This window comes from Vibrio sp. Vb1554 (genome assembly GCF_033344235.1).
The window spans coordinates 103,134-114,018 of record NZ_JAWPOJ010000015.1 but is presented as its reverse complement, the minus strand read 5'-3'; the positions used below and the strand labels follow the sequence as shown (position 1 = coordinate 114,018).

Annotated in this window: 17 protein-coding genes and 1 pseudogene; 16 read left to right on the top strand and 2 right to left on the bottom strand. The window is 45.6% G+C overall.

Features of this window, described 5'->3' with window-relative positions:
* Positions 1-76: 76 nt before the first annotated feature.
* Positions 77-667: pseudogene (locus R8N28_RS14150) on the bottom strand (LacI family DNA-binding transcriptional regulator); the annotation flags it as partial.
* Between the two features lie 324 nt (positions 668-991).
* A complete protein-coding gene (priA, locus tag R8N28_RS14145; protein ID WP_213971563.1) occupies positions 992-3,193 on the bottom strand; it encodes a primosomal protein N' in 2,202 nt (733 codons plus the stop codon).
* Between the two features lie 296 nt (positions 3,194-3,489).
* Between priA and rpmE the strand changes: the two genes are divergently transcribed.
* The 16 genes from rpmE (at position 3,490) to rpsN (ending at position 10,860) form a co-directional block, all read left to right on the top strand.
* The gene (gene rpmE / locus R8N28_RS14140; RefSeq protein ID WP_005379546.1) at positions 3,490-3,711 is read left to right on the top strand and encodes a 50S ribosomal protein L31; all 222 of its coding nucleotides are present in this window, start codon (positions 3,490-3,492) and stop codon (positions 3,709-3,711) included.
* A gap of 456 nt (positions 3,712-4,167) precedes the next feature.
* Positions 4,168-4,479 carry a 30S ribosomal protein S10 gene (gene rpsJ / locus R8N28_RS14135; RefSeq protein WP_004410492.1) on the top strand — a complete coding sequence of 104 codons (312 nt, stop codon included), beginning with the start codon at positions 4,168-4,170 and terminating at the stop codon, positions 4,477-4,479.
* Positions 4,480-4,493: 14 nt separating this feature from the next.
* Positions 4,494-5,123: a 50S ribosomal protein L3 gene (rplC, locus tag R8N28_RS14130; RefSeq protein WP_005379555.1), complete on the top strand. Its 630-nt coding sequence runs from the start codon at positions 4,494-4,496 to the stop codon at positions 5,121-5,123.
* 17 nt (positions 5,124-5,140) lie between these two features.
* The gene (rplD, locus tag R8N28_RS14125) at positions 5,141-5,743 is read left to right on the top strand and encodes a 50S ribosomal protein L4 (protein ID WP_005379556.1); all 603 of its coding nucleotides are present in this window, start codon (positions 5,141-5,143) and stop codon (positions 5,741-5,743) included.
* On the top strand, positions 5,740-6,042 hold the full coding sequence (rplW, locus tag R8N28_RS14120) for a 50S ribosomal protein L23 (RefSeq protein ID WP_004398471.1): 303 nt from the start codon (positions 5,740-5,742) through the stop codon (positions 6,040-6,042). The genes rplD and rplW overlap by 4 nt, the downstream gene beginning before the upstream one ends.
* Positions 6,043-6,057: 15 nt before the next feature.
* Complete coding sequence (gene rplB / locus R8N28_RS14115) at positions 6,058-6,882, top strand: 50S ribosomal protein L2 (protein WP_005383168.1); 825 nt, start codon at positions 6,058-6,060, stop codon at positions 6,880-6,882.
* A 21-nt stretch (positions 6,883-6,903) separates the two neighbouring features.
* Positions 6,904-7,182: a 30S ribosomal protein S19 gene (gene rpsS / locus R8N28_RS14110; protein WP_004394525.1), complete on the top strand. Its 279-nt coding sequence runs from the start codon at positions 6,904-6,906 to the stop codon at positions 7,180-7,182.
* Positions 7,183-7,192: 10 nt separating this feature from the next.
* On the top strand, positions 7,193-7,525 hold the full coding sequence (gene rplV / locus R8N28_RS14105) for a 50S ribosomal protein L22 (RefSeq protein WP_005383164.1): 333 nt from the start codon (positions 7,193-7,195) through the stop codon (positions 7,523-7,525).
* Between the two features lie 18 nt (positions 7,526-7,543).
* Complete coding sequence (gene rpsC / locus R8N28_RS14100) at positions 7,544-8,242, top strand: 30S ribosomal protein S3 (RefSeq protein WP_005383161.1); 699 nt, start codon at positions 7,544-7,546, stop codon at positions 8,240-8,242.
* Between the two features lie 11 nt (positions 8,243-8,253).
* Positions 8,254-8,664, top strand: a complete 411-nt coding sequence (gene rplP, locus R8N28_RS14095; RefSeq protein WP_005379577.1) for a 50S ribosomal protein L16 — start codon at positions 8,254-8,256, stop codon at positions 8,662-8,664.
* Positions 8,664-8,855: a 50S ribosomal protein L29 gene (gene rpmC / locus R8N28_RS14090; protein ID WP_005379576.1), complete on the top strand. Its 192-nt coding sequence runs from the start codon at positions 8,664-8,666 to the stop codon at positions 8,853-8,855. Before rplP ends, rpmC begins: the two co-directional genes overlap by 1 nt.
* Entirely contained in the window at positions 8,855-9,109 is a 255-nt protein-coding gene (rpsQ, locus tag R8N28_RS14085; protein WP_140367210.1) for a 30S ribosomal protein S17, read from the top strand. The genes rpmC and rpsQ overlap by 1 nt, the downstream gene beginning before the upstream one ends.
* A 162-nt stretch (positions 9,110-9,271) precedes the next feature.
* The gene (rplN, locus tag R8N28_RS14080) at positions 9,272-9,643 is read left to right on the top strand and encodes a 50S ribosomal protein L14 (RefSeq protein WP_004410450.1); all 372 of its coding nucleotides are present in this window, start codon (positions 9,272-9,274) and stop codon (positions 9,641-9,643) included.
* Between the two features lie 13 nt (positions 9,644-9,656).
* On the top strand, positions 9,657-9,974 hold the full coding sequence (gene rplX / locus R8N28_RS14075) for a 50S ribosomal protein L24 (RefSeq protein WP_005379574.1): 318 nt from the start codon (positions 9,657-9,659) through the stop codon (positions 9,972-9,974).
* Between the two features lie 23 nt (positions 9,975-9,997).
* On the top strand, positions 9,998-10,537 hold the full coding sequence (gene rplE / locus R8N28_RS14070) for a 50S ribosomal protein L5 (RefSeq protein ID WP_005379573.1): 540 nt from the start codon (positions 9,998-10,000) through the stop codon (positions 10,535-10,537).
* Between the two features lie 17 nt (positions 10,538-10,554).
* The gene (gene rpsN / locus R8N28_RS14065; protein WP_004410442.1) at positions 10,555-10,860 is read left to right on the top strand and encodes a 30S ribosomal protein S14; all 306 of its coding nucleotides are present in this window, start codon (positions 10,555-10,557) and stop codon (positions 10,858-10,860) included.
* The last annotated feature ends 25 nt before the right edge of the window (positions 10,861-10,885 follow it).

Genomic DNA, 10,885 nt, shown 5'->3' with positions numbered 1-10,885 from the left:
CTGAAACTCAGTATATTGTATAAAAGTCGCTCAACTTTAGGAGGTTTGGTTTCTCGTCTGAATTACGCAACAAAGCCCCTTGCTGGCGGAACTGACACAATATTGCCGTATCTGGCCCCGAGATTTGCGCGATGCGTTTATGACCTAGTTGGGTTAGGTAATTCACCGCTTCAAATGCTGAGGTCAGGTTGTCAATATGTACTGTCGGAAGTTCTAACTCTGGCGCAAATTCACACGCCATTACCATCGGAGGTAAGTTCTTTTGTTCTGGCTTACTGACATCGAACGGTAGATCTGTGCCAAGCAGTAGCATTCCATCCGCCTGCTTAGTAAATACGAGGTTAACGAAAGAACTTTCGCGTTTCTTCTGTTGTCCGCTATCGCCCAGCAGGACTAGATAGCCATGTTCCATGGCAGCATCTTCAATACCGCGAATAATTTCAGAAAAATAAGGATCACAGATGTCGGGAACGATAGTGACAATGGTTTTTGATTCGTTTCTACGTAAGTTACGCGCTAATGAGTTTGGAGAATAACCCGCTTCAAGTACGGCATCTTCTACTCTTTTTCTCGTTGAAGAAGAGACCTTCTCTGGGTTCATTAATGCTCGAGATACCGTAGCCGTAGACACTCCCGCAAGCTGGGCAACATCCTTCATTGTCGCCATAGTTTTTAACCTCTCGTTTATTTTTTGCCAAGATGACGTTATTCCGGTTTGAAATCATAGTAATCACGCTGAGTTAGAGCAGCGTTTGCTCTTCGCTCAGTTCGTGTTAACAAGTGGAAAAATGGATTCTTCACTGCGACATCAATTTGTGGGAATAGTCATTGTTTTAATCTAAGCCTGTGCGAACAAGTCACTTTAGACTTTTCTAATTTGGATAGTCTATTCATTTCTAAAGTGAAAGTTACGGTCTGTTTAACAAAAATTGCAATCCCGTCGTGATGCTCGTCACATTAAATGGTAATTCATTACATAGTTAAACGTTTGCTAGCTGAGATCTTGTGGCTCTATGTCTAAATTCCAGCGAACTTTCTTGGCATTTGGCAACAACTCAATAGCAGGTTTGGCACTGGTTAATAACTTTTGCATCAATGAACGATGCTGGGTTTGAAGTAACAGCTGCCAGCGGTATTTACCAGCCCGCTTGGCCAAAGGTGAAGGAGTGGGGCCTAACACCATGCAGGAATCATCGAACAGAGGGTGTGATTCTAACGTAAAGCGAACCTGACGCAGGAAGTCTTCAACTACCTCACTTTGGTTTGCTTCTGCTTTAAACAGAGTCAAGAAACTATAAGGCGGAAGCTGAGCCAGTTTGCGTTCTTCCAGAGCTGTCATAGCAAAGTGACGATAGTCTTTTTGAAGTAGGGCTTGCAGCAAGCTGTGCTCAGGATGGTGAGTTTGCAGGATCACTTCGCCAGGTTTACTTGCTCGGCCAGCACGACCTGCGACCTGAATAAACAGCTGAGCTAATCGCTCCGAAGCGCGAAAATCACTACTATACAAAGAGCCATCAACATCCAAAAGAGCTACGAGCGTTACATTTGGAAAGTGGTGCCCCTTAGCCAGCATTTGAGTGCCTATCAGTATTTGGTATTCACCTTTACGAATCGACTCAAGGGCATCTTCCAAACTACCTTTGCGACGTGTGCTGTCTCTGTCGATGCGAATGGCGTTGTATTCTGGAAATAACTGAGCCAATTGTTGTTCGAGTTGTTCCGTTCCTACGCCGACGGTAACCAATTGAGTTGAACCACACCCCTGACACTGATGAATGACAGGTTGTTGTGAGCCGCAGTGATGGCAGCGTATTTCGTTGCTGTAATGGTGGAACGTATAGTACGCATCACAGCGTTTACATTCTGCAATCCAACCACATTCATGGCACATCAAAGCGGGCGAGAAACCTCGGCGGTTAAGAAACAACATAACCTGATTGCCCACTTTTAAGTGTTTGCGCATTTCTGCAATCAGTTGGGCGGATAAGCCGCTTTCTAAATACTGACCTTTTACATCTAACACTTTATTGGTGGTTGGCACGGCAGAGCCAGCTCGTTGGGTGAGTGTTAAATGGTGATATTTACCAGACAGTGCATTATGTAGGGTTTCTAACGCTGGCGTCGCTGAGCCAAGGACAATCGGTACTTGCTCTTTATGGGCACGCATGACGGCAACATCACGGGCATGGTAACGCAAGCTGTCTTGTTGCTTATACGATGCGTCATGCTCTTCATCAACGATAATAATCCCCAAATCAGCAAAAGGTGTCAGTAGGGCTGAGCGCGTACCAATGATGATCCCCGCGGCTTTATCGCGAGCCGATAACCAGGCGTTCAAACGCTCTGTTTCATTCAAACCGGAATGAATCACATCTACCGGGACATTAAATCGATGTTTAAAGCGGTTGATGGTTTGGGGCGTTAGACCGATCTCAGGTACTAAAACTAATGCTTGTTTCCCTTGCTCTAGAACGGGCTTGATAAGGTTTAAGTAAACTTCGGTTTTACCAGAGCCAGTTACCCCTTCTAATAAATAGCAAGCAAAGCCCGTTTGGCTATTTACGCTGGCAATCGCGAGTGCTTGTTCATGGTTAAGCTTTGGTTTCTCAACCGTACACTCTACATTTTGACTCCATTTCGTAATGGTCGGCTTTTTCTCGATGCGCTCGACCCAACCTTTTTCTTCGAGGTTTTTTAAGATGGTTGAGTTTACTTCTTGATCCAAGAGCTCTTGATGCGAGGTTGGGCCGTTGACCATCATTTGGAGTGCACGCTGTTGTTTTATCGCACGTCCAAGCCCTTGCATGAGCTTATTTCTTCCTGCTTCTGTCAGTTGCCATTCTTGTAGCGTTGCAAAGTCAGCCGGTTTGCCTTTCCTCAGCGCGGCAGGCATTGCATTGTGTAGAGTGTCACCTAGAGGGTACTGATAGAACTGGCTGCTCCAATTTAGCAGAGAATAAAGCGTCTCTGGCCATATCGGTTGGGAGTCTAATACCGCTTTGATTGGCTTAAGCTGCTCTTTAGGAAAGTCGGAGTGGTTCACCATTGCGGTGACGATGCCGACTAAGGTTTGGCGTCCAAAAGGTACGGAAACGCGTCCACCAATGATCGGAAACAGGTGCCCCGGAATGGCGTAATCAAATTGTTTGTCGAGCGGAACGGGTAATGCCACTCTAGCAATGGTTGGACGCATAAATTCTTAGCTATTAAAAAAGAGGGAAAGGAAATGAGAGTCTATTAAAATCGGTATGGAAATTCGAGTAAAGCAATGCGATTCAGCGTGAATCGTGCCTCTATGATTAGTCTGGCTAAAAAAGTGGCGAAAAAGTTGCCAAATGTGTTGATCCGAGCAATGTGATTCTTTACTATATCGCGCCTTGAGATATGGCTTCGGCAATTAGTTGATGCGGTATCCCATTTTATTATTAATTGCGTGTGGTGTGCGGCTTAGATTCGTATAGCGACACGGCCTACTATTGAGGTTATCCCATGAAAGCTGGTATCCACCCAGAATACAAAGCAGTAAAAGCGACTTGTTCTTGCGGCAACTCTTTTGAGTTCAACTCTACTCTAGGTAAAGAGTCTATCCACCTAGACGTATGTGACAAGTGTCACCCATTCTACACTGGTAAGCAACGTATCGTTGATACAGGCGGCCGTGTTGATCGCTTCAACAAGCGTTTCGGTGCACTATCAAGCGGTAAGAAATAATAGCAGCCGCTATTACGATTACAGTTTAGAAAAGGACGCTTCGGCGTCCTTTTTGTTTTAATGGCTACCAAGCGAAGATGAATGTATGGGGTTTGGAATATTCCCGATTATTTTTCACTCAGCGCTTGCAACCTAAAGTGTGATCTGTATAATGCAGCGCACTGGTTAAGCCAGTTGTGAACCAATGAGCAGTGAGGAGCGAGCAAATCTAAGGATTTGTGAGGTAATGTATACTCAGCTTATGTTCGCGGTTAATACAATTAGCTATCTTTTCTTCGGAAAAACTATCCTCAAAGGTGACTTTGGCATATAGGGATAGTTAATCGAAAATTAACTGACAATGCGTCCTAATCTTGGATGCTACGGTTTCACATAAATCAATCGGCATTCTCTCGTCTTGACGAGTTTGAGTGGCGATATTGTTTGTGTAATTTATTAAATTTGGAGCTCTGTCTCATGCAGAACCAACGTATCCGTATCCGCCTAAAAGCTTTCGATTACAAACTAATCGATGCTTCTACAGCGGAAATCGTTGAAACAGCTAAGCGCACTGGCGCACAGGTTCGTGGTCCAATCCCACTGCCAACTCGTAAAGAGCGTTTCACAGTTCTTATCTCTCCACACGTTAACAAGAAAGCACGTGACCAGTACGAAATCCGTACTCACAAGCGTCTAATCGACATCGTTGAGCCAACAGACAAGACTGTTGATGCTCTAATGCGTCTAGACCTTGCTGCGGGCGTTGACGTTCAAATTAGCCTAGGTTAAGGGAGATTAGAAGTATGATTGGTCTAATCGGTCGTAAAGTGGGCATGACCCGCGTATTTACTGAAGAAGGCGTTTCTATCCCAGTAACTGTTGTTGAGGTTGAAGCTAACCGTGTTTCTCAAGTGAAAACTCTTGAAACTGACGGCTACGCAGCAATCCAGGTTACAGCTGGTTCTAAGAAAGCTAACCGCGTAAACAAAGCTGAAGCAGGTCACTTTGCTAAAGCTGGCGTTGAAGCTGGTCGCGGTCTTTGGGAATTCCGTTTAGAAAACGGCGAAGAGTTCGAAGTTGGTTCAGAACTAACTGTTGAACTATTCAACGAAACTAAGAAAGTAGACGTTACTGGTACATCTAAGGGTAAAGGTTTCCAAGGCGCTGTTAAGCGTTGGAACTTCCGTACTCAAGATATGACTCACGGTAACTCATTGTCTCACCGTGCTCCTGGTTCTATCGGTCAATGTCAGACTCCAGGTCGCGTATTTAAAGGCAAGAAAATGGCAGGTCACATGGGTGCTGAGCGTGTAACGACTCAAAACCTAGAGATCGTACGTGTTGACGCTGAGCGCAACCTGCTTCTTATTAAAGGTGCAGTCCCAGGCGCAACTGGCGGCAACGTGATCGTTAAACCAGCTGTTAAAGCATAACGTCTCAGGAGTAAGTAATGGAACTAATGGTTAAAGGTGCCGATGCACTAACTGTTTCCGAAACTACTTTCGGACGTGAGTTTAACGAAGCTCTTGTACACCAAGTAGTTGTTGCGTACGCAGCAGGTGCTCGTCAAGGTACTCGTGCTCAAAAAACACGTTCAGAAGTTTCTGGCGGTGGCGCTAAGCCATGGCGTCAAAAAGGTACTGGCCGTGCGCGTGCTGGTACAATCCGTAGCCCAATCTGGCGTACAGGTGGTGTTACTTTTGCTGCGAAACCACAAGATCACAGCCAAAAAGTAAACAAAAAAATGTACCGTGGTGCTATGAAGAGCATTCTTTCTGAGCTTGTTCGTCAAGAGCGTCTAATCGTTGTTGATAACTTCTCAGTTGAAGCACCAAAGACTAAAGAGCTAGTTGCTAAGCTTAAAGAGCTTGAGCTAACTGACGCTCTAATCGTGACTAGCGAAGTAGATGAGAATCTATTCCTAGCTGCTCGTAACCTATACAAAGTTGACGCACGTGATGTTGCTGGTATCGATCCAGTATCTCTAATCGCGTTTGACAAAGTTGTAATGACTGCAGAAGCAGTTAAGCAAGTAGAGGAAATGCTAGCATGATCACTGAAGAGCGTATCCTAAAAGTTCTACGTGCACCGCACATCTCTGAAAAAGCAACTATGGCAGCTGAGAAAGCGAACACTATCGTTTTCAAAGTAGCGAAAGATGCGACTAAAAAAGAGATCAAAGCAGCTGTAGAAAAGCTATTTGAAGTTGAAGTTAAGTCTGTAAATACTCTTATCACTAAGGGTAAGACCAAACGTCAAGGTCTACGCCAAGGTCGCCGCAGCGACGTTAAGAAAGCGTACGTTACTTTGAAAGAAGGTCAAGATCTTGACTTCGTTGGCGGCGCGGAATAACAGGAGTAGTTAAAAATGGCTATTGTTAAATGTAAGCCGACTTCCCCTGGTCGTCGTCACGTTGTTAAAGTTGTTAACGCTGACCTACACAAGGGCAAGCCATACGCACCTCTTCTAGAGAAAAACTCTAAGAACGGTGGTCGTAACAACAAGGGTCGTATCACAGTACGTCACATCGGCGGTGGTCACAAGCACCACTACCGTGTAGTTGACTTCAAACGTACTAAAGATGGTATTCCAGCGACAGTTGAGCGTCTTGAATACGATCCAAACCGTAGCGCAAACATTGCTCTAGTTCTTTACAAAGACGGTGAGCGTCGCTACATCCTAGCACCTAAAGGTGTTGTAGCTGGTGATGTTATTCAGTCTGGTGTTGATGCACCAATCAAAGCTGGTAACACTCTACCAATGCGTAATATCCCAGTAGGTTCAACAGTACATAACGTTGAACTTAAGCCTGGTAAAGGTGGTCAGCTAGCTCGTTCGGCTGGTGCTTACGCTCAAATCGTTGCTCGCGACGGTGCGTACGTAACTATCCGTCTACGTTCTGGCGAGATGCGCAAAGTTCTTTCTGAAGGCCGTGCAACAATCGGTGAAGTTGGTAACTCTGAGCACATGCTACGTGAACTTGGTAAAGCAGGTGCATCACGTCATCGCGGTATCCGTCCAACGGTTCGTGGTGTTGTAATGAACCCGATTGACCACCCACATGGTGGTGGTGAAGGCCGTACTTCTGGTGGTCGTCACCCAGTATCTCCTTGGGGTATGCCTACTAAAGGCTTCAAGACTCGTAAGAACAAACGCACTGACAAGTACATCGTACGTCGTCGTAACAAGTAATCTATATAAAGAGGAATCGCCATGCCACGTTCTCTCAAGAAAGGTCCTTTTATTGACCTACACTTGCTGAAGAAGGTAGAGAAAGCGGTGGAAAGCGGAGACAAAAAGCCTATTAAGACTTGGTCCCGTCGTTCAATGATCATCCCTACGATGATCGGTTTGACCATCGCTGTCCATAATGGTCGTCAGCACGTACCAGTATTTGTAACTGATGAAATGATCGGTCACAAACTGGGTGAATTCGCACCAACACGCACTTACCGCGGTCACGCTGCGGATAAGAAAGCTAAGAAGCGCTAAGGAGTAGATAATGGAAGCAATTGCTAAACATAACTTTGCTCGCATTTCGCCTCAGAAAGCTCGCTTAGTTGCGGATCTAATCCGTGGTAAATCTGTTGACCAAGCTCTAGAAATCCTAACGTTCAGCAACAAAAAAGCTGCTGCACTAGTTAAGAAAGTTCTAGAGTCTGCTATCGCTAACGCGGAGCACAACGAAGGTGCAGATATTGACGATCTGAATGTCGCAAAAATCTTTGTAGATGAAGGCCCAACCATGAAGCGTATTATGCCTCGTGCTAAAGGTCGTGCGGATCGTATCTTGAAGCGTTCAAGCCACATCACTGTTGTTGTAGCAGATCGCTAGAGACTAGGAGAGTAAGCAATGGGTCAAAAAGTACATCCAAATGGTATTCGTCTAGGCATCGTTAAGCCTTGGAATGCTACATGGTTTGCTAACACCAAAGATTTCGCTGACAACCTAGACGGCGACTTCAAGGTACGTCAGTTCCTTACAAGTGAACTGAAAAAAGCGTCTCTATCACGTATCGTTATCGAGCGTCCTGCTAAGAGCATCCGTGTGACTATTCACACTGCTCGTCCAGGCGTTGTTATCGGTAAGAAAGGTGAAGACGTTGAGAAGCTACGCGCAGCTGTAGCTAAAATTGCAGGTGTACCAGCGCAAATTAACATCGCTGAAGTACGTAAGCCTGAACTAGATGCGCAACTTGTTGGTGACAGCATCGCGTCTCAGCTAGAGCGTCGTGTTATGTTCCGCCGTGCTATGAAGCGCGCAGTACAAAACGCAATGCGCCTAGGCGCTAAAGGTATCAAAGTGGAAGTAAGCGGTCGTCTAGGCGGCGCTGAAATCGCACGTTCAGAGTGGTACCGTGAAGGCCGTGTGCCTCTACACACTCTACGTGCTGACATTGATTACGCAACTTCTTCGGCTCACACTCAATACGGTGTGATCGGCATTAAAACTTGGATCTTCAAAGGTGAAATCCTAGGTGGTATGCCAGCAGCTAACGCTGTAGAGCCTAAAGGCGACAAGCCTAAGAAGCAGCGTAAAGGCCGTAAGTAAGGAGTCGACAGATGCTACAACCTAAACGTACTAAGTTCCGTAAGGTTCAGACTGGTCGTAACCGTGGTCTAGCTAAAGGTACTGATGTAAGCTTCGGCGAATTCGGTCTTAAAGCTGTTGGCCGTGGTCGTCTAACTGCTCGTCAAATCGAAGCGGCACGTCGTGCAATGACACGTCACGTTAAGCGTCAAGGTAAAATCTGGATCCGTGTGTTCCCAGACAAACCAATCACAGAAAAACCACTTGAAGTTCGTCAAGGTAAGGGTAAAGGTAACGTTGAGTACTGGGTAGCCCAAATCCAACCTGGTAAGGTTATGTACGAAATGGGTGGTGTACCTGAAGAATTGGCACGTGAAGCGTTCCGTCTTGCGGCACGTAAACTGCCTTTCAAAACTACATTTGTAACTAAGCAGGTGATGTGATGAAAGCACAAGATCTACGCGAGAAAAGCGTTGAAGAGCTTAACGCTGAGCTAATGAATTTGCTACGCGAACAGTTCAACTTGCGCATGCAAGCTGCGACTGGTCAACTACAGCAAACTCATACTCTGAAAGCTGTACGCCGTGATATCGCACGTGTGAAAACTGTTTTGACTGAGAAGGCAGGCGCATAATGAGCGAAGTAAAACGTACTCAACAAGGTCGTGTAATTAGCGACAAGATGGACAAGTCTATCACTGTTGCTATCGAACGTTTCGTAAAACACCCAATCTACGGTAAATACGTAAAACGTACGACTAAAGTACACGCACATGACGAGAACAACGAGTGTGGCCTAGGCGACACAGTTGAAATCGCAGAGTGTCGTCCACTGTCTAAGACTAAGTCTTGGACTTTGGTAAAAGTTCTAGAAAAGGCGAAGATTTAATCTCGTTAATTCTATGAAACTAAAGCGGCTCCAAAATATTTTTGGAGCCGTTTATTTTTTGACTACCCAATCACAAAAAAGGGTGGTACAATTCGCGTCCCTTTTAAAGAGGCAGCCCGACCCGTGATGGGTCTAGTTATTAATATTTAGCGGAGCACTAACATGATCCAAATGCAAAGTATGCTGGACGCAGCTGATAACTCAGGCGCACGCAGCGTAATGTGTATTAAGGTTCTGGGTGGCTCTCACCGCCGTTATGCACATATCGGTGACGTCATCAAAGTTACTGTGAAGGAAGCAATCCCTCGCGGTAAAGTTAAAAAAGGTGATGTTCTGAAGGCGGTGGTAGTGCGCACCCGTAAAGGCGTACGTCGTCCTGACGGTTCTGTCATTCGCTTCGACCGAAATGCTTGCGTATTGCTAAACGACAATACTGAGCAACCAATCGGTACACGTATCTTTGGTCCTGTGACACGCGAACTTCGTGGCGATAAGTTCATGAAGATCGTTTCACTGGCTCCAGAAGTTCTGTAAGGAGCACGTAGAAATGGCAGCTAAAATCCGTCGTAATGACGAAGTAATCGTTCTTGCTGGTAAAGACAAAGGCAAGAAAGGTAAAGTAACTAAGGTTCTAGCAACTGGTAAAGTTATCGTTGAAGGTATCAACCTAGTTAAGAAACATCAGAAACCTGTTCCAGCTATGGGTATCCAAGGCGGTATCGTAGAGCAAGAAGCAGCTATCGACGTTTCTAACGTGGCTATCTTTAACGCAGCTACTGGTAAAGCTGACCGTATCGGTTTCCGTTTTGAAGACGGCAAAAAAGTTCGTTTCTTCAAGTCTAACGGCGAAACCGTTTCTAACTAATAGAAGTAATTTGGAGTTCTACTATGGCGAAACTGCATGATTACTACAAGTCGTCTGTAGTCGCTGAACTGACCAAACAGTTCGGTTACACAAGCGTCATGCAAGTCCCTAGAATCGAGAAAATCACCCTAAACATGGGTGTTGGTGAAGCAATCAACGATAAGAAACTGCTAGAAAATGCAGCGTCTGATATGGCAACGATCTCTGGTCAAAAGCCACTTATCACAAAAGCGCGCAAATCTGTTGCAGGTTTCAAAATCCGTGAAGGCTACCCTATCGGTTGTAAAGTAACCTTGCGTGGCGAACGTATGTGGGATTTTCTTGAGCGTTTAATTAACATCGCTCTTCCACGTGTACGTGACTTCCGTGGTGTTAGCGCTAAGTCTTTTGACGGTCGCGGTAACTACAGCATGGGCGTTCGCGAGCAAATCATCTTCCCGGAAATCGACTTTGATAAAGTTGATCGAGTACGCGGTCTAGACATCACTATTACGACGTCTGCTGGTACTGATGAGGAAGGCCGTGCTCTGCTGGCTGCCTTTAACTTCCCATTCCGTAAGTAAGGTGAAGGGTTACTGTTATGGCTAAAAATTCAATGAAAGCACGTGAAGCAAAACGTGCGAAGCTAGTAGCTAAGTTCGCTGAAAAGCGTGCAGCGCTAAAAGCTATCATCAGCGATGTAAACGCATCTGAAGAAGATCGTTGGAACGCGGTTCTTACACTGCAATCTCTTCCACGTGATTCAAGTGCATCACGTCAGCGCAACCGTTGCAACCAAACTGGTCGTCCACACGGTTACCTACGTAAGTTCGGTCTAAGCCGTATTAAGGTTCGTGAAGCTTGCATGAAAGGCGAGATTCCGGGTCTTCGTAAGGCTAGCTGGTAATTGCCACTTAATCATTTGGAGTAAA

Excerpts from the sequence above, each read along its gene's own strand:
- rplD (WP_005379556.1), top strand. The coding sequence starts at position 5,141 with ATGGAACTAATGGTTAAAGGTGCCGATGCACTAACTGTTTCCGAAACT.
- rplN (WP_004410450.1), top strand. The coding sequence starts at position 9,272 with ATGATCCAAATGCAAAGTATGCTGGACGCAGCTGATAACTCAGGCGCA.
- rpsJ (WP_004410492.1), top strand. The coding sequence starts at position 4,168 with ATGCAGAACCAACGTATCCGTATCCGCCTAAAAGCTTTCGATTACAAA.
- priA (WP_213971563.1), bottom strand. The coding sequence starts at position 3,193 with ATGCGTCCAACCATTGCTAGAGTGGCATTACCCGTTCCGCTCGACAAA.
- rpsS (WP_004394525.1), top strand. The coding sequence starts at position 6,904 with ATGCCACGTTCTCTCAAGAAAGGTCCTTTTATTGACCTACACTTGCTG.
- rplX (WP_005379574.1), top strand. The coding sequence starts at position 9,657 with ATGGCAGCTAAAATCCGTCGTAATGACGAAGTAATCGTTCTTGCTGGT.
- rpsQ (WP_140367210.1), top strand. The coding sequence starts at position 8,855 with ATGAGCGAAGTAAAACGTACTCAACAAGGTCGTGTAATTAGCGACAAG.
- rpmC (WP_005379576.1), top strand. The coding sequence starts at position 8,664 with ATGAAAGCACAAGATCTACGCGAGAAAAGCGTTGAAGAGCTTAACGCT.
- rplW (WP_004398471.1), top strand. The coding sequence starts at position 5,740 with ATGATCACTGAAGAGCGTATCCTAAAAGTTCTACGTGCACCGCACATC.
- rplP (WP_005379577.1), top strand. The coding sequence starts at position 8,254 with ATGCTACAACCTAAACGTACTAAGTTCCGTAAGGTTCAGACTGGTCGT.
- rplV (WP_005383164.1), top strand. The coding sequence starts at position 7,193 with ATGGAAGCAATTGCTAAACATAACTTTGCTCGCATTTCGCCTCAGAAA.
- rpsC (WP_005383161.1), top strand. The coding sequence starts at position 7,544 with ATGGGTCAAAAAGTACATCCAAATGGTATTCGTCTAGGCATCGTTAAG.
- rplE (WP_005379573.1), top strand. The coding sequence starts at position 9,998 with ATGGCGAAACTGCATGATTACTACAAGTCGTCTGTAGTCGCTGAACTG.
- rpmE (WP_005379546.1), top strand. The coding sequence starts at position 3,490 with ATGAAAGCTGGTATCCACCCAGAATACAAAGCAGTAAAAGCGACTTGT.
- rplC (WP_005379555.1), top strand. The coding sequence starts at position 4,494 with ATGATTGGTCTAATCGGTCGTAAAGTGGGCATGACCCGCGTATTTACT.
- rplB (WP_005383168.1), top strand. The coding sequence starts at position 6,058 with ATGGCTATTGTTAAATGTAAGCCGACTTCCCCTGGTCGTCGTCACGTT.
- rpsN (WP_004410442.1), top strand. The coding sequence starts at position 10,555 with ATGGCTAAAAATTCAATGAAAGCACGTGAAGCAAAACGTGCGAAGCTA.